15 protein-coding genes and 1 pseudogene are annotated in these 15,039 nt (G+C 63.1%); 11 read left to right on the top strand and 5 right to left on the bottom strand.

The window, feature by feature from the left end; translation table 11 throughout:
* Positions 1-31: 31 nt before the first annotated feature.
* Positions 32-868 carry a universal stress protein gene (locus tag XI02_RS38215; protein WP_038378748.1) on the bottom strand — a complete coding sequence of 279 codons (837 nt, stop codon included), beginning with the start codon at positions 866-868 and terminating at the stop codon, positions 32-34.
* 161 nt (positions 869-1,029) lie between these two features.
* On the opposite strand from XI02_RS38215, the gene phbB reads away from it, so the two are divergent.
* From phbB to XI02_RS38185, 6 genes and pseudogenes are all read left to right on the top strand, one after another.
* Positions 1,030-1,755, top strand: coding sequence for an acetoacetyl-CoA reductase (phbB, locus tag XI02_RS38210; RefSeq protein WP_172646805.1), 726 nt, complete (start codon positions 1,030-1,032; stop codon positions 1,753-1,755).
* Between the two features lie 15 nt (positions 1,756-1,770).
* Complete coding sequence (locus tag XI02_RS38205) at positions 1,771-2,250, top strand: CBS domain-containing protein (protein ID WP_244980990.1); 480 nt, start codon at positions 1,771-1,773, stop codon at positions 2,248-2,250.
* Complete coding sequence (locus XI02_RS38200; protein ID WP_172646807.1) at positions 2,247-2,636, top strand: hypothetical protein; 390 nt, start codon at positions 2,247-2,249, stop codon at positions 2,634-2,636. Before XI02_RS38205 ends, XI02_RS38200 begins: the two co-directional genes overlap by 4 nt.
* Positions 2,633-4,447 carry an alpha/beta hydrolase gene (locus tag XI02_RS38195; RefSeq protein ID WP_245163921.1) on the top strand — a complete coding sequence of 605 codons (1,815 nt, stop codon included), beginning with the start codon at positions 2,633-2,635 and terminating at the stop codon, positions 4,445-4,447. The genes XI02_RS38200 and XI02_RS38195 overlap by 4 nt, the downstream gene beginning before the upstream one ends.
* Positions 4,431-4,772: a hypothetical protein gene (locus XI02_RS38190; RefSeq protein WP_194483496.1), complete on the top strand. Its 342-nt coding sequence runs from the start codon at positions 4,431-4,433 to the stop codon at positions 4,770-4,772. Before XI02_RS38195 ends, XI02_RS38190 begins: the two co-directional genes overlap by 17 nt.
* Positions 4,773-4,790: 18 nt before the next feature.
* Positions 4,791-5,515 (top strand): annotated as a pseudogene (locus tag XI02_RS38185) (cation-transporting P-type ATPase); the annotation flags it as partial.
* Positions 5,516-5,830: 315 nt separating this feature from the next.
* Here XI02_RS38185 and XI02_RS38180 read toward each other — a convergent pair.
* From XI02_RS38180 to XI02_RS38170, 3 genes are all read right to left on the bottom strand, one after another.
* Complete coding sequence (locus XI02_RS38180) at positions 5,831-6,076, bottom strand: hypothetical protein (protein ID WP_194483279.1); 246 nt, start codon at positions 6,074-6,076, stop codon at positions 5,831-5,833.
* 68 nt (positions 6,077-6,144) lie between these two features.
* Positions 6,145-7,725: a bifunctional aminoglycoside phosphotransferase/ATP-binding protein gene (locus XI02_RS38175; protein WP_172646808.1), complete on the bottom strand. Its 1,581-nt coding sequence runs from the start codon at positions 7,723-7,725 to the stop codon at positions 6,145-6,147.
* Entirely contained in the window at positions 7,722-8,705 is a 984-nt protein-coding gene (locus XI02_RS38170; protein WP_018268788.1) for a zinc-dependent alcohol dehydrogenase family protein, read from the bottom strand. Before XI02_RS38170 ends, XI02_RS38175 begins: the two co-directional genes overlap by 4 nt.
* Positions 8,706-8,839: 134 nt before the next feature.
* On the opposite strand from XI02_RS38170, the gene XI02_RS38165 reads away from it, so the two are divergent.
* The 3 genes from XI02_RS38165 (at position 8,840) to XI02_RS38155 (ending at position 12,601) form a co-directional block, all read left to right on the top strand.
* Entirely contained in the window at positions 8,840-9,313 is a 474-nt protein-coding gene (locus XI02_RS38165) for an Hsp20/alpha crystallin family protein (RefSeq protein ID WP_026191811.1), read from the top strand.
* A gap of 76 nt (positions 9,314-9,389) precedes the next feature.
* Positions 9,390-9,866 (top strand): HPP family protein, encoded by a 477-nt coding sequence (locus XI02_RS38160; protein ID WP_018268786.1) that lies wholly within the window; start codon positions 9,390-9,392, stop codon positions 9,864-9,866.
* The gene (locus XI02_RS38155) at positions 9,848-12,601 is read left to right on the top strand and encodes a bifunctional acetate--CoA ligase family protein/GNAT family N-acetyltransferase (RefSeq protein WP_194483278.1); all 2,754 of its coding nucleotides are present in this window, start codon (positions 9,848-9,850) and stop codon (positions 12,599-12,601) included. Before XI02_RS38160 ends, XI02_RS38155 begins: the two co-directional genes overlap by 19 nt.
* Here the strand turns inward: XI02_RS38155 and XI02_RS38150 are convergent.
* Positions 12,588-12,998 (bottom strand): hypothetical protein, encoded by a 411-nt coding sequence (locus XI02_RS38150; protein ID WP_018268784.1) that lies wholly within the window; start codon positions 12,996-12,998, stop codon positions 12,588-12,590. The two genes, XI02_RS38155 and XI02_RS38150, sit on opposite strands and share 14 nt — an antisense overlap.
* Before the next feature lie 211 nt (positions 12,999-13,209).
* On the opposite strand from XI02_RS38150, the gene XI02_RS38145 reads away from it, so the two are divergent.
* Both XI02_RS38145 and XI02_RS38140 read left to right on the top strand, forming a co-directional pair.
* Positions 13,210-14,292 carry an ABC transporter permease gene (locus tag XI02_RS38145; protein ID WP_081334562.1) on the top strand — a complete coding sequence of 361 codons (1,083 nt, stop codon included), beginning with the start codon at positions 13,210-13,212 and terminating at the stop codon, positions 14,290-14,292.
* 2 nt (positions 14,293-14,294) lie between these two features.
* Entirely contained in the window at positions 14,295-15,032 is a 738-nt protein-coding gene (locus tag XI02_RS38140; protein WP_172646810.1) for an ABC transporter ATP-binding protein, read from the top strand.
* The last annotated feature ends 7 nt before the right edge of the window (positions 15,033-15,039 follow it).

The following is a 15,039-nucleotide window of genomic DNA, read 5'->3' as shown; positions in this document are numbered from 1 at the left end:
CTGGCGGAATGCTTCACAATTAGACTCGCGCTTAGTGAGACATCAGGACCGGAACGGTCATTGCGCGCAGCATGTCGCGCGTCACGCCGCCGAGCAGGGTTTCCTGCAGACGGGAGTGGCCGTATCCGCCCATCACCAGAAGGTCGAGGCTCTCGTCCGCCGCGATCGACAGCAGGATCGACTGAACCTCGGACTTGGACGCCGGCAACGACGTGATCTTGGCCGGAAGCCCCTCCTTTGCAAGATAGCGCACGAGATGGTCGGTGGAGCATTCTGCGGGGATCGGATCAACGCCATCGATGGTGATGACGGCGAGAGCATCGGCTGCGCGCAGCAGCGGCATTGCATCGTGCAGGGCGCGGGCGGCAAGCCGGCTGCCGTCCCAGCAGATCCCGATTCGCTTCGCCGAAAATGCGCCATGGAACGTGTAGGGCATGAACAGGACGGGACCGCCGGCCTGGAACAATAACTCCCGCGGGATCACGTTGTCGTAGCTGTTGTATTCGCCCAGCGGTTGCACCGCCACGGTCAGGTCATGCAGTCGCGCGCTCGCGCAGATCATCTCCCGAGCATCGATGGGAAGCGCACCCACGGCGCGGGTCGCGTAGGATATCCCCGCATTCCGTGCCTCGATATCGAAGACGCGCAGTGCAACCTCGGCGCGTTCGAGGGCCTGCTCATGTTCAGCCTCGAACAGGGAGGCGACCGCCGCACCGCCTTCAACGACGAACGGTACGCTGGCGGTCTCGTAGCCGATCGCCATTGCGTCGAGATGCGCGCCCGTGCCGAGCGCGAGCGAGACCGATCCGTCGACCGCGGGACGCGGCGACAGCTCCGTCGGAATGTGGACCAGGATGTTCTTGAACATGACCATTCTCCAAGGGGTGGAAGCGCACTTGCCATCAGAGCACGGGTCGAGGCGCACCAATTTGATCTGCCTCATGCGCGTCAGCGGAATTTGATTGAGCGAGATCAATTCATCGCGCGTGTACTTCGCGCAAATGTTGCTCTCAGCTTGGAGGAGCCGGCATGGCGCGCGTCGCATTGGTTACGGGTGGGAGCAGAGGAATTGGCGCAGCGATCTCGCGTGCCCTCGCTGCCATCGGATGCCGGGTTGCGGCCTGCTATGCTGGAAATGCGGAGGCCGCGCGGTCGTTTCAGGATCAGACCGGAATTCCCGTATTCCAGTGGGATGTCGCGAACTTCCAGGCCTGTGCAGCCGGTATCCGCGAGGTGGAGGCGGCGCTGGGCCCGATCGACATCTTGGTCAACAACGCCGGTATCGTGCGCGACGCCACACTGCATCGAATGACCAAGCTGCAATGGAACGCGGTCATCCGGACCGATCTCGATTCGCTGTTCAACATGTGCCGGCCCCTCATCGAGGGCATGCGGGCGCGCAAGTTCGGGCGGATCATCAACATCTCGTCCATCAATGGGCAGAAGGGCCAGATCGGCCAGACGAACTATGCAGCGGCGAAGGCCGCCGAACTCGGCTTTACGCGCGCACTGGCGCTCGAAAGCGCGCGGTTCGGGATCACGGTCAACGCGATCTGTCCGGGCTACATCAATACCGAGATGCTGGCCGCGGTGCCGGCCGATGTCATGCAGAACTCCATTCTGCCGCAGATCCCTGTCGGACGGCTGGGACAGCCGGAAGAAATTGCGCGTGCCGTCGCGTTTCTTGCCGCCGACGAAGCAGGGTTCATCACCGGATCGACGCTGTCGATCAACGGCGGCCAATACATGTGTTGAAGAGGAGGAATGACAATGCTCGCAACCGATGTGATGCGTAGTTCATTCGCGACGATTAAGCCGACTGCTACCGTGCTCAATGCCGTCGAGCTGCTGCTTGAAACCGATCAGCGCGGCCTGCCGGTAATCGACGACGCCGGCGACCTCGTCGGAATGGTTTCGGAGGGCGATTTTCTTCACCGCGATGAGCTGGACATCAGCCCGCCGTCCGGAAACTGGCTGGAGTCGTTGCTTGGCATTGCGGAGAACACACCCGAACGCGAGCGTATGCGCACGCTGCAGGTGGCCTCGCTCATGAGTGGCTCTCCGATCACCGTCGATGTCGAGGCATCGATCGAGGAAGTTGTCGCGCAGATGGATATCTACAATGTTGCCCAGATTCCGGTGCTCGGCGCCGGAACCGTCGTCGGCATTGTCAGCCGCAGGGAGTTGCTTGTGGCATTGGCGCGCCGATTGAGAGAATCAGAGAAAGCAAATACCGGAGCTACGTCATGAACGAGATGACCCAGCAGTCACATGCGCACGCCGTCGTTTGGATCGATCACCTTGTTGCGAAGGTTTTCGGCATCGGCCTGACAGGCGTCAGCGCGACGGCCGTCCATGCACATTTGGCGTCGGAGCATCTGCATCACAAGGCGAATACGATCGGCGACGGTCGCGTCCAGGCCGATGCGACATTTCTTGCCAGGGTGAGCGAGGCCGTAAGCGGTTGCAGCGATTTGCTCGTCATCGGTCCGGGTATCGAGAAGGTCGAGCTGACGCAATACCTCAAGGCGGAGCGGCCCGACCTCAACTTGCATGTTGGGCCGAGCGATCATCCGACCGATGCGGAAATCGTGGCGCTGGGTCGGAAGCGGTTCCGCCTCGGAGGTGAGCGATGACAGTCCAGGCAGTTCTCGACAAGCCCGCATCTCCTGCTAACGACGATGTGACGGGGGACGGAACGCCTGCTTCAGTGCAGCCCGCGAACGAGCCATTGACGGGTACCGAATCGCTCGACCAACTCGTCCACGCGGCGATAGCGCGATGGACCGGCGGACTTTCACCGGCCGGCCTTGCGCTCGCCTTCGCCGATTGGCAACTCCATCTGGCAGCCTCACCCGGTAGACGGCTTCAGTTGGCCCTGAGCGGGGTTGCTGATGCTGCACGCTTCGCGCGCTTGGTGTCGACGCCGCATGCGGCCTGGCAGCCTTGGTATATGGTCAAGCCTCAGCCAGGTGACAACCGATTTGCCGGCCAAGACTGGACATTACCGGCCTTCAACGTCATGGCGCAGGCGTTCCTGCTGGCAGAGCAATGGTGGCATTCCGCGACCAGCGGCCTGCACGGGGTCTCGAAAGCAAATGCAGCGGTCGTGGATTTCACGGTCAGGCAATGCCTCGACGTCGTTGCGCCGTCCAACTTTGCGTTCAGCAACCCCGAGGTGCTGCGCGAGGCGATGGATTCGGGTGGCGGCAACTTCGTGTCGGGCTGGCATAACTGGCTGGAGGATTGCCGGGACCTGATGATCGCCAAGCCGCTCGGGCCCGCTCCGTTTGTTGTCGGCAAGGACGTTGCTGCGACCAAGGGCAAGGTTGTCTACCGCAATGAGCTGATCGAACTCATCCAATACGCGCCCGCAACAGCCGACGTTTGCCCCGAGCCGGTGCTGATCGTGCCGGCATGGATCATGAAGTATTACATCCTCGATCTCTCGCCGCAGAATTCGCTCGTCCGATTCCTGGTCGAGCGTGGCTTCACCGTGTTCATGATCTCGTGGCGGAATCCGGGACCAGCTGATCGCGACCTCGGCCTCGATGATTATCGCAAGCTTGGGGTCGACGCTGCGATCGACGCGATCAATCAACTCGTGCCTGAACGCGCAATCCATGCAACGGGCTATTGCCTCGGTGGCACGCTGCTCGCAATTGCAGCTGCTCGTCTGCAGAAGGAGCGGCCCGGCTGCCTGCGCTCGGTGACACTCTTGGCGGCTCAGGTCGATTTCACCGATGCAGGCGAGCTGACGCTCTTCATCAATGAGAGCCAAGTTGCGTTCCTGGAGGACATGATGCGGCAGCGCGGCGTGCTCGAGACGGCGCAGATGGCCGGAGCGTTCCAGTTGCTGCGGTCGAACGACATGATCTGGTCGCGCCTGGTTCGCGACTATCTCATGGGCGAGCGTGCCGCACCGAGCGACCTGATGTCATGGAACGCGGACGCGACCCGCATGCCCTACCGGATGCATTCGGATTATCTGCGCAAGCTGTTTCTCAACAACGATCTTGCCGAGGGCCGCTATTTGGCGGACGGGCAGCCGGTGGCACTTTCCGACCTTCGCGTCCCGATGTTCGTGGTCGGCACCGTACGCGATCACGTCGCACCCTGGCGGTCGGTTCACAAGATTCACCTGTTGGCCGATGCCGATATCGCCTTTGTGCTGGCGAGCGGCGGCCATAACGCCGGCATCGTTGCTCCGCCGTCCGAGGAGGGGCACAGCTATCAATTGTTGGAGAAAAATGCGGATCAACCCTATGTCGGGCCCGACGAGTGGCTGCGCAAGGCGGTGAATCGCGACGGATCCTGGTGGCTGGAGTGGGTTCGCTTCCTCACGGCGCGTTCCGGTGCGTGGGTGCCGGCGCAGTCGGCGCTTCACGCGCCGGACGGTGAATGGCCGCTCGAGGATGCGCCAGGCCGGTATGTCCTGCAGCATTGAGCTGCCGGCACGGGTGCTCGGGCAGCTTGATCTGCCGCAACTTCTCAACGGTGCGAACCGCTACGGTAAACTGGGCCGCGCCAGCAGGATCGAGCATCCAGCTGGGCATCCCTTGCCTAGGAAGCTTCAAACGGCGTTGTGCCAGCAGGAGAGAGCCATGAGCGTCATCCTTCGCATCCTCTTCGTCCTCGCGGGATCTATCACCGCGTTCTTCGTTGCGCGGGATTCTCTGAACTTTGACATCGTACAGACATTTGTGGCCATTCTGCTCGTTACCGCGCTCTTGCTGGGTGGAAGCGTCTGGAGCCTATTGCGGAAGACGTGAGCGCCACAGACCTCACAGGAAGCCGAAGCGACGGCCCGGCTTTGGGTCGAGGGGCACAACGAGCTTCCGAGCCATGAGCGGCGCACTCCCATACGTGTCGCGTTGGACGTGCTGCGCGAGCCCATGCTCGCGCTGCTTCTGAGCGGCGGACTGATCTACCTTTTGCTTGGTGATCTCCAGGAGGCACTCCTGCTCCTTGGCTTCGGCGCCATGTCGATCGTGATCACGATCGTGCAGGAGACACGAACCGAACGCGTGTTAGAAGCCTTGCGCGACCTGACCAGTCCGCGGGCCCTCGTGATGCGGGATGGAGTACGCCGGCGTATCGTCGGCCGGGACGTCGTCCGAGGCGACCTCATCATCCTTGGCGACGGTGATCGCGTGCCAGCCGACCCTGTGCTCCTCGACGGTCATGATCTGCAGGTCGACGAGTCCCTGCTGACAGGCGAGTCGGTACCCGTTCGCAAGCAGGTGGTCGAGACGGACGCCGTGGCCGATCATCGGCCGGGCGGCGACGATCAGCCGTTCGTGTATTCCGGCTCGCTCGTCGTGCGGGGCGAGGCGCCGCCCGGGTCACGTCCACCGGACCGCGAAGCGAGATCGGAAAGATCGGAGCGTCTCTGCGCACGCTGCAAGCGGAGCAGCCACGCCTTCAACAGCAGACAGCGAGGGTGGTGCGGCTTTGCTTTTTCGGCGGCGCTGCGATCTTCCGGCCGAACCTGGCGCTGGCGGTAATCTTGCTTTCAATCGCAGGCGCTCTCGGGACCGCACTGCTCTGGCCTCCGGCGTCCAGCTTGTTCCGTTTCGGTCCCCTTCATCCGGACGATCTGATGATCGCGCTCGGACCGGGAGTGGCGATGCTGGTGGTGCTTGAGCTGCTCAAGCCACTCTGGCGCCGGCGACTGAGATCCTAGCCGGCGGAAACCTTGAAGTGCGCCTGAAAGGTGATGACTGGGTGCCTGCCTTGCGAGGAGCACGTCGGTAGCGGTGTTCCTACGCCGAGGGCCGGCTCCGAAGAGCCGGCCTTGGAGGTATGGCAGGCACGAGCAGCGCGCGTTCTAGCGGATTGTGACATCCCGGTTGGTGAAAGTCATCAACAGCAATGACAGTCCGGATGCCGCCGCCACGAACGCTGCGGTCCATGCCAGCGCAGTGACTACGAACGCCGCCTCCAAGCGCCAGGCTAGAAGCGGCTCGGTCGAGGCAAGCGGAATGGCATTGGGGAAGAAGTAATTGTAGAATAGAATAAGCGCTACCGTTGAGATGACGCTTCCGGCAAGAAGAAGGCTCAATGCGCGTTTCATGACATTCTCCCGTCTGGGCGGGAGAATGCTGACAGGTTTCCGTCGATCGACCAATTCCGGATGTTTCCTTAGGGGATATTCCGCCGATTTGAATGGAAAGGTGCGTCTGGCAGGCAGGGCATGCTGCGCTGGAGAGTGGCGGCAGGTGAGCCTGATGCGTCGATGAGTTGCCAATCGATATGGCCAGTCTCGATGCTCTCCTGGCTCAGAACGACGCCAGCCGTTGCATCCGAAGCGTCGTGTTGCCGTGAGGCGACGCGTCGCAGCCGGATGGCTTGATCGGCGGTCAGGAACAATCCACGGAATTTCACCTTAGCATTGCGGGCGGCGGCTCGTGCGGCATCGCGCTCCGCTTGCTTCAAGAATGCCGCGTCGAGAACAACGGAAATCCCCTGAGCCAAGACGCGTTTGGCTCGGTCGAGCATGGCTTGATAAACGCGGTCGGATGCTTCGGGAGTGTAGGTCTCCGGCGGTAACGTGGCGTGCTCCGCGACGTGATAGAGCTGCTTGCGAATGACATCCGATCGCAGAACCAGGGCGCCCGGGGGCGGCGCGATCAGACGCGCCATGTCGCGCGCCAGCACGCTCTTGCCGGTACCGGACTTACCGCCAACTGCAATCAGGCGGGGCGGCTCCGGTTCAATCAGCTGGCGAGCAAGCTCGAAATAACGCCTCGCTTGGGCGGCGATCGCTTGATCAAGCTGGTGTTGCCGTGCCTTGGTGAAGAGCACATTGGCCCGGATCGCTGCGCGTATCGACAGGAACAATGGCAGCAAACACAACGCCCTCGATTGCGTGTCCCAGGATGTCTGCATGTAGCTATTGAACAGCCTGTTAGCCACGGTCTCGCGTCTGAAGTACAGCAGGTCCATCAGTGGAAATGCGAGGTCGTAGAGGACGTCGGTCGTCGCGATATCGGGGTCGAACTCGATCGCATCGAATAGAACGGGCTCGCCGTCGAGCAGAACGATGTTTCCGAGATGCGCGTCGCCATGACAGTGCCGGACTTGCCCCGCGGCGGCGCGGAGGCGCAGGAGTTCAAGATGCCGAGCAAGCGATCGATGGCTCAACTCGTGCAGTTCATCGATCGTCCTGCAGGAAAGAGCTGAATCAGTGCGAAACTGCTCGGTATTGCGATCGATGATGCCGGGGAGTGACGTAAGCCAATGCGATCCATCGCACCCTATCAATTCTCGATGGGATTGCAGCAGGATAGTGGCCAGTTTCTCGCCCAGCTCCGGCGGGATTGCGTCCTGCTCTGCGAGATGATCGAGTGTCTTGTTTTCGTCGAACCGAGCCATTTCGACGGCCCATTCGACAACCGGTCCGACCCCTCCGATCGCAAGACCATCGCGTCCGCGCGTGATCGGAACTACCCCGCGATAGATGGAAGGGGCGTGGCGTTTGTTGACGGCAATCTCATCCTCGCAAGCGCACCGCCGCTTCTCCAGGGTCGAGAAGTCGAGATAAGGCAGCTTGACTGCTCGCTTGATCTTCAGGACGCGCGAAGGTTCGAGAAAAACGATCGAACAATGGGTGTCGATCCGCTGTACCGGCGCGTTCGGCTGGCCAGATCCGGCTAGGAACGACAATACGGCGGCCTGGCCGGTCTCGCCTGTGGCAGCCCCGGTTGATGAGGCCGTCATCATGGCTTCAAGACGGCTGCGCCGACGAGCTTGCCGTCCCGCAAGCGCGCAAGTGCTTCATTCGCCTGGTCCAGGGGAAAGATGGTGACGTGGGTCCGGATTCCGGCCCTTGCCGCGGTCTTGAGAAAGTCGACGCCATCCTGTCGCGTCAGGTTGGCAACGGAAACGATCTGTCGCTCACCCCAGAGGATGTCGTAGGGAAAGCTCGGGATATCCGACATGTGAATGCCGGCACAGACCACCCGTCCGCTCTTGCGCAGCGCGCGCAGCGCAAGCGGGACAAGCGGCCCGGCCGGGGCATAGATGATCGCGGCATCAAGCTCGGCCGGCGGCCGGTCTTCCGAAGCACCTGCCCAGCAAGCGCCGAGCGATAATGCCAGGTGCTGGGCCTCGGTGTCGCCCGCGCGGGTGAAAGCATACACATCGCGCCCCTGCCAGCGTGCCACTTGCGCGACGATATGCCCCGCCGCGCCAAAGCCATAAATACCAAGCTTGCGGCCGTCGCCGGCCATCACCAGGGAGCGCCAGCCGATCAGGCCGGCGCACAGCAGGGGCGCCAGCTCGGCATCCTCGCCGTCTTCGCCGAGCGGAAAGCAGTAACGCGCGTCTGCCACCAGGTGTGTGGCAAAGCCGCCGTCCCGGGTGTAGCCGGTGAACAGGGGGGCGTCGCAGAGGTTTTCCTTGCCCTCCCGGCAGTAGGGACAACGCCCGCAGGTCGATCCGAGCCAGGGCACGCCGACGCGTGCACCGAGATGCAGACCATCCACGCTTTCACCGATCGCGTCGATACGGCCAACCACCTCATGGCCGGGAACGATCGGATAGGCGATGTCGGGCAGTTCTCCGTCGACGACATGCAGGTCAGTACGGCAAACGCCACACGCATTGATCTTGACGCACACCTCGCCCGGGCCGGGAATCGGGTCGGGCCGCTCGGTATATTGCAGCCGTGCGCCGCGCGCGGGCAGAATCATGGCGTGCATGGCGGAAACTCGCTTTGGGTCTGTGCTCCTCTTTTGATCATATCACGTTGGCCCGGTTTTGATCCTGGTCAACGGCCGGGGAGCTGTTCCTGACTAGCTTTGCTTCGCAAGCAACACGCAAGCAGGAGGTACTGATGGCTAACGACGTGATCCCCGTTGGAACCGAGCGCGCTTTGGCGCGGCGGGAGAACAATCCCTTCGCATTTCTGCAACAGGAGATCGACCGGCTGTTTGACGGTTTCGGCCGCAATTTCCCGGCGTTCGCCGCGCCGCAGGCGATGATGCCGCGTATGGACGTCAGCGAGACCGACAAGACCGTCGAGATTTCCGCCGAGCTGCCCGGCCTCGAGACCAAGGATGTTCAGCTCAACCTTGCCGACAACACGCTCACGATCCGCGGCGAGAAGAAGAGCGAGCGCGAGGAGAAGGACAAGGACTATCACCTGATCGAGCGCAGCTTCGGCGCATTCTCGCGGTCCGTTGGGTTGCCCGAAGGCGTCAAGGCGGAGGACGTCAGCGCCGAGATCGCCAAGGGTGTGCTCAAGGTCACCGTCAAGAAGCCGGCCCCCAAGCAGAGCAGGCAGATCGACATCAAGACAGCGGCGTAGCCGCCTTGCGGGGGCGCGTCGCCCGTCAGGCAGCGACGCGTCCCCGAAATAACCATCCATCCAAAGGGGATCAGCCATGTACGAGTTTCTTCAGGAGACCGTTGCGAGCAACATGACGAGGTCGGTACGAAGCGTCGCTCCCGAAATGACCGTCGGCGACTTGTACCGGTTGTTCGCGAAAGACGACTTTGACGCCTATCCCGTGCTCCGCGACGATGTCGTGGTCGGGTTCGTCACGAAGCTGGACGCCCTGAAGGTGTTCGCCTGTCCGGTAGATCACATGCTGCCACGTTACGACGATCGCATGGGAACGACGGTCGACGAGATCATGTCGTCCGACGTGATCGCGGTCGAGCCGGACACAAATCTGCAACGCGTTCTGCAGCTGATGATCGCCCATCGGCTCAAGAGCCTGCCCGTGATCGACAAGTATCATCACCTGGTCGGGATTATTGCTCGCGAGGATGTCATGCGGGCCCTGGCGCGTTGCACGAAGCGGCAAGCGCCTTCGCTGGTTCCCTGCGAGACTGTCCGATGTCTACGTTTGGTCTAGATCGGGTTCTTTCGCCTCGATCGGTCGCGCTTGTCGGTGGCAGTTCGCGTCCGTCTTCGCTGGGCTTGGCGGTACTCATGAACCTCAAGGCATGCGGTTTTGCCGGCCGCATCGCCGTCGTCAATCCGAACTACACTGCGATCGACGGCGAGATTACGTCCCCGGATCTCAAGTCGCTTCCATTCGTTCCGGACCTCGTTGCGATCACGGCGCCTGCAGCCGCGATTCCCGGAATCATCTCGGACGCTGCCGCGGTCGGTGTCGCCGGTGCCGTGATCCTGTCCGCCGGCCTCGGGCATGGTGCCGGCTCGCTAGCCGAGACGGTCGCGCAGGCGGCGCACCGGCACGGCATGCGCCTGATCGGGCCGAACTGCCTCGGCGTCATGGTGCCGCGCGTGAAGCTCAATGCGAGCTTTGCCGCGCATCAGCCCACCGAAGGGCGTCTTGCCCTGATCTCGCAGTCGGGGGCCATCGCTGCCGCGATGATCGAATGGGCGGCAGAGCGGCGGCTCGGCTTCTCCGGCATCGTGTCGATCGGAGACCAACTCGACGTCGATGTCGCCGATCTGCTCGACTATTTCGCGCAGGATGATCATACCAACGCGATCCTGCTCTACGTCGAGGCCGTCAAGGATGCGCGCAAATTCATGTCGGCCGCGCGCGCCGCGGCGCGGCTCAAGCCCCTGATTGTCGTGAAGGCGGGCCGGGTGGCGCAGGGAGCCAAGGCCGCAGCCACCCATACCGGAGCGCTTGCCGGTTCGGACGCCGTCTATGACGCGGCGTTCCGCCGGGCTGGCATGCTGCGCGTGTACGACCTTCGCGAATTGTTCGACTGCGCCGAGTTGCTTGGCCGCGGTTTCGTTCCGCGCGGCAACCGCCTGTCGATCCTGACCAATGGCGGCGGGCTCGGCATCCTCGCGATCGACCGGCTCGTTGAGCTCGGCGGCGTTCCTGCAAGCCTGACGACGGAGACGATTGCGGCACTCGATCGGGTTCTGCCGCAAGGCTGGTCTCGCGCCAACCCCGTCGATATCTCCGGCGATGCCGACGCTGCCCGCTACGTGGCCGCACTCGGCGCGCTGCTGGAGGACGCCAACAGCGACGCCGTGCTGGTCATGAACGTGGAAACGGCTGTTGCGCCGACCGAAGGGATCGCCGAAGCGGTGACGCGGTGCGTTGCCGACCGCCGAGCCAGGAACAGCGAGGTAGCCGCACTGGTGCTTGCGTCGTGGGATGGTGCCGACGCCCGCACGGCGGCGACCTTCGAGCGGGCGCGGGTCCCGCATTTCCCGACCGAGGATGATGCCGTGCGCGCCTTCATGTATCTGGTGAGATACCGCGATGCCTCCATCACGCTGGCCGCAACGCCGCCCAGCAGCGCCTCGACGTTTGCGCCGCGGACGGCTGCGGCGCGGCACGTGATCGTGAAGGCGCTATCCGAGGGGCGGGAATGGCTCGATCCGGTCGAGATCGTCGCGCTGTTTGAGGCCTACGATATTCCGATCGTTCCGACCGTCGTGGCCCGTGATGCCGACGATGCCGTGGACAAGGCAGTGCCCTTCCTGGCGCAAGGGCTTGCCGTGGCGGTGAAGCTGTTTTCGCGCGACATCAGGCACAAGTCGGACATCGGCGGAGTCATTCTCGGCCTGCGGACTCGCGAAAGCGTCGCACAGGCGGCCAGAACGGTGCTGGCGCGCGCTCGTGCCGCGCGTCCGGATGCCGTCCTGCAAGGTGTGACAATCCAGCCGATGATCGAGCGGCGGGCGGCACGTGAGCTGATCCTCGGCATTGCCGACGATCCGACTTTCGGCCCGGTGATCGTGTTTGGCCGCGGCGGGACCGCGGTCGAGGTGATCGACGACAAGGCGCTCGCGTTGCCGCCTCTCGACATGAACCTGGCACGCGACCTTGTGGGGCGCACGCGGGTCTCGCGGCTGCTTGCCGCCTACCGCGACGTACCCGCCGTTCCGGAAGATGTCGTTCCGCGCACCCTCGTCAAGCTGGCGCAGATGGCGGCTGATATTCCGGAAGTCGCAGAGCTCGATATCAATCCCTTGCTGGCGGACGAAACCGGCGTGCTGGCGCTCGACGCGCGGGTGGCGATCCGCAAGCCCGCGCGGTTGTTTGCCGGCCAGACCCGTCTTGCAGTGCGGCCGTACCCGTCGCAGTGGGAAGGCGAACTTGCCCTGAGGGACGGCTCGCGCGTGACGGTGCGGCCGATGCGGCCGGAGGACGAGCCGATGATCGACAGCTTCCTCAAGCGGGTGACTGCCGAGGACCTCAGGCTGCGGTTCTTCCATTTCACGAAGAACTTCTCGCATGCGTTCATCGCGCGGCTGACCCAGCTCGATTATGCGCGCGCGATGGCGTTTGTGGCGCTGGATCCGAACTCCGGTGCGATCATCGGCGTCGTCCGGCTCCATTCGGACTCGCTCTATCAGAATGCCGAGTACGCCATCCTCCTGCAATCCGACCTCAAGGGCAAAGGGCTCGGATGGGCGCTGATGCGCCTGCTGATCCACTATGCGCGATCGGAAGGGCTGAAGCGCATGTCCGGCCAGGTGCTGACCGAGAACATCAGCATGCTGAGCATGTGTCGTGATCTGGGCTTCGCAACCTGCCCGGATCCCGAGGACCACAGCATCGTCGATGTGGAGCTCGACCTGTCTCGGCCAGTCGCGGATGCCGAAGCGGCTGGCGGCCTGATCCGGCCCGGTGCAATCAAAGCGGCGTGACGGCGACGACCCGGTAGGGATGCATGCCGTCCGCCTCATGGACGGAGACATATTCGCCGAGCCGAAAGTGCTCGCCGCCGAAATGAAACCCGGCTTCATCGGCGGTGGCGCCGGCAACGTCATAGTGAAAGCGCCAGCTGTCGGACGGTCCATGCACGAGGTGGCCGAGCTGATCGTCCTCGCCCGGGCGTTGGCGGACGACGCGGCAGGCGTCGCGATTGGCCCTCCAGGTCTCGACATCGATCCGCGATGCCGTGTCGAGCGGGGCGACGATGACGTAGCCGATCGCGGACGTACCTTCGGGGTGATCGTGCTCGCGGGCGCGCTCGAGCCGGACCTGCCTGAACGAGTGCGGCAACGCAGTGTTTTGCAAAGGTTTGAAGGCGGCGCGATTCATCTGAAATCTCCTGAGCACGCCCGAGGCTGCCGGGCAATCTGTGAAATCATACGGCCGTCGCTTGCCAAGCCGTTGATCTGGGTCAAGCACATTCCGGGTGGCCAAGATGTGGTCTATTGCGCTGGGTCAAACACAGCCGGCTCCAGCATCCTAGGGTGACTCGAAAGTTGGAGTCAGAATCTTGCTCAATGCCCCGGCCCTGATAGCAAATGTGAACAATCCGCGTGTGCTCACCGCATGTGGGGCCTGGAACGTTGCCAATGTCGAGGAGCTGGAGCGGCTGTGCGCGCACGCCGCGCGTACCGATATCGGCTCGATCGATGTACGGCGTGTCACTGCGCTCGATACCGTCGGGGCCTGGCTGCTCGAAAGACTCGCCCGCAGTGGCGTGACCAGAGCAGTCCTCACCGGTGCCGACGGTCCATATGGCGACTTGCTGGAAGAGGTGCGGGGGCTGAACCGTTCCGGCCGCGCCGAACGCAGACCGGTCAACCCCGTGCTGCAGAAGCTTGATCAACTCGGCCGCGGCAGCAGGCGGCTGGCATCCGATTCGGCGGCATTCCTGCATATGCTCGGCGCCTTCAGCCTAGCGCTGCTCGGCATTTTCAGGCATCCGCGATCGTTCCGATTGACGTCGACCGTCTATCAACTCGGCCGGGTGGGCTGGCAGGCGGTGCCGATCATGGTGCTGATCACGTTCCTGATCGGTGCCATCATCGCACAGCAGGGCATCTTCCATTTCCGCCGCTTTGGCGCGGAATCCTATGTCGTGGACATGGTTGGCATCCTCGTGCTGCGCGAGATTGGCGTGCTGATCGTGGCCATCATGGTGGCCGGACGATCCGGCAGCGCCTATACGGCCGAGATCGGTGCGATGAAGATGCGCGAGGAGATCGACGCGCTCAGCACCATGGGGCTCGATCCTGTCGCGGTGCTGATCCTGCCACGAATCCTGGCGCTAGTGGTGGCGCTGCCGATCCTCGCCTTTCTCGGCTCGCTCGCGGCGCTCTATGGCGGCGGGCTCATCGCGTGGCTTTATGGCGGCATGAGTCCGGCGATCTTCATTGCACGCCTCCATGACGCGGTTTCGGTCACTCATTTCGAGGTCGGGATCATCAAGGCGCCGTTCATGGCGCTCGTGATCGGGCTTGTCGCGGCCGTCGAGGGATTGAGCGTCAAGGGCAGCGCGGAGTCGTTGGGGCAGCAGACGACGGCATCGGTCGTAAAATCGATCTTCCTGGTGATCGTGCTCGACGGGTTGTTCGCGGTCTTCTTCGCCTCGATCGGGATGTAGCCATGGCCGGCACGCCAGCGATCCATATTAGCGACCTCGTGGTCGGTTTCGGCGAGAAGATCATCCTCGATCATCTCGATCTCGACGTGAACGACGGCGAAATTCTCGGCCTCGTGGGCGCGTCCGGCGGCGGAAAGTCGGTGCTGATGCGGACATTGGTTGGCTTACTTCCGAAGCGGAGCGGACAGATCGATTTCGCAGGCGACAGCGATGACGAGCGCCGCTGGGGCGTGCTGTTCCAGCAGGGAGCGCTGTTTTCGGCCTTGACGGCTCGCCAGAACATCCAGTTTCCGCTGCGCGAGCGCGCACGGCTGTCGCCGGGGCTGCTGGACGAAATTGCGGACGCGAAGCTCGAGATGGTTGGCCTGAAACGCGAAGACGGGGACAAGTATCCGTCCGAGCTCTCGGGCGGCATGACCAAGCGGGTTGCGCTCGCGCGGGCGCTGGCGCTCGACCCCTCGCTCCTGTTTCTCGACGAGCCAACCTCCGGTCTCGATCCGATCGCTGCGGGAGAATTCGATGCCCTGATCCGGACGCTGCACCGGACGTTGCGCTTCACCGTGTTCATGGTGACACACGACCTGAACAGCCTGCAGGCCATCTGCGACCGCGTCGCCGCGCTCGCCGACGGCAGGATCGCGGCAATCGGGCGGCTGTCATCTGTGCTCAAGTCCGATCATCCCTGGGTCCAGGCCTACTTTCATGGTGCCCGGGCGCAGAAGCTGGGCCTCGGCAATTAGGCAGAGA

It is taken from the genome of Bradyrhizobium sp. CCBAU 21365, assembly GCF_015291305.1.
Taxonomy (GTDB): Bacteria; Pseudomonadota; Alphaproteobacteria; order Rhizobiales; family Xanthobacteraceae; genus Bradyrhizobium; species Bradyrhizobium elkanii.
This window is presented reverse-complemented; position numbering and strand designations above follow the sequence as displayed.

What these genes read in the sequence shown, in the direction of transcription:
- XI02_RS38215 (WP_038378748.1), bottom strand. Translation starts at nt 868, where the DNA reads ATGTTCAAGAACATCCTGGTCCACATTCCGACGGAGCTGTCGCCGCGT.
- phbB (WP_172646805.1), top strand. Translation starts at nt 1,030, where the DNA reads ATGGCGCGCGTCGCATTGGTTACGGGTGGGAGCAGAGGAATTGGCGCA.
- XI02_RS38205 (WP_244980990.1), top strand. Translation starts at nt 1,771, where the DNA reads ATGCTCGCAACCGATGTGATGCGTAGTTCATTCGCGACGATTAAGCCG.
- XI02_RS38200 (WP_172646807.1), top strand. Translation starts at nt 2,247, where the DNA reads ATGAACGAGATGACCCAGCAGTCACATGCGCACGCCGTCGTTTGGATC.
- XI02_RS38195 (WP_245163921.1), top strand. Translation starts at nt 2,633, where the DNA reads ATGACAGTCCAGGCAGTTCTCGACAAGCCCGCATCTCCTGCTAACGAC.
- XI02_RS38190 (WP_194483496.1), top strand. Translation starts at nt 4,431, where the DNA reads ATGTCCTGCAGCATTGAGCTGCCGGCACGGGTGCTCGGGCAGCTTGAT.
- XI02_RS38180 (WP_194483279.1), bottom strand. Translation starts at nt 6,076, where the DNA reads ATGAAACGCGCATTGAGCCTTCTTCTTGCCGGAAGCGTCATCTCAACG.
- XI02_RS38175 (WP_172646808.1), bottom strand. Translation starts at nt 7,725, where the DNA reads ATGATGACGGCCTCATCAACCGGGGCTGCCACAGGCGAGACCGGCCAG.
- XI02_RS38170 (WP_018268788.1), bottom strand. Translation starts at nt 8,705, where the DNA reads ATGCACGCCATGATTCTGCCCGCGCGCGGCGCACGGCTGCAATATACC.
- XI02_RS38165 (WP_026191811.1), top strand. Translation starts at nt 8,840, where the DNA reads ATGGCTAACGACGTGATCCCCGTTGGAACCGAGCGCGCTTTGGCGCGG.
- XI02_RS38160 (WP_018268786.1), top strand. Translation starts at nt 9,390, where the DNA reads ATGTACGAGTTTCTTCAGGAGACCGTTGCGAGCAACATGACGAGGTCG.
- XI02_RS38155 (WP_194483278.1), top strand. Translation starts at nt 9,848, where the DNA reads ATGTCTACGTTTGGTCTAGATCGGGTTCTTTCGCCTCGATCGGTCGCG.
- XI02_RS38150 (WP_018268784.1), bottom strand. Translation starts at nt 12,998, where the DNA reads ATGAATCGCGCCGCCTTCAAACCTTTGCAAAACACTGCGTTGCCGCAC.
- XI02_RS38140 (WP_172646810.1), top strand. Translation starts at nt 14,295, where the DNA reads ATGGCCGGCACGCCAGCGATCCATATTAGCGACCTCGTGGTCGGTTTC.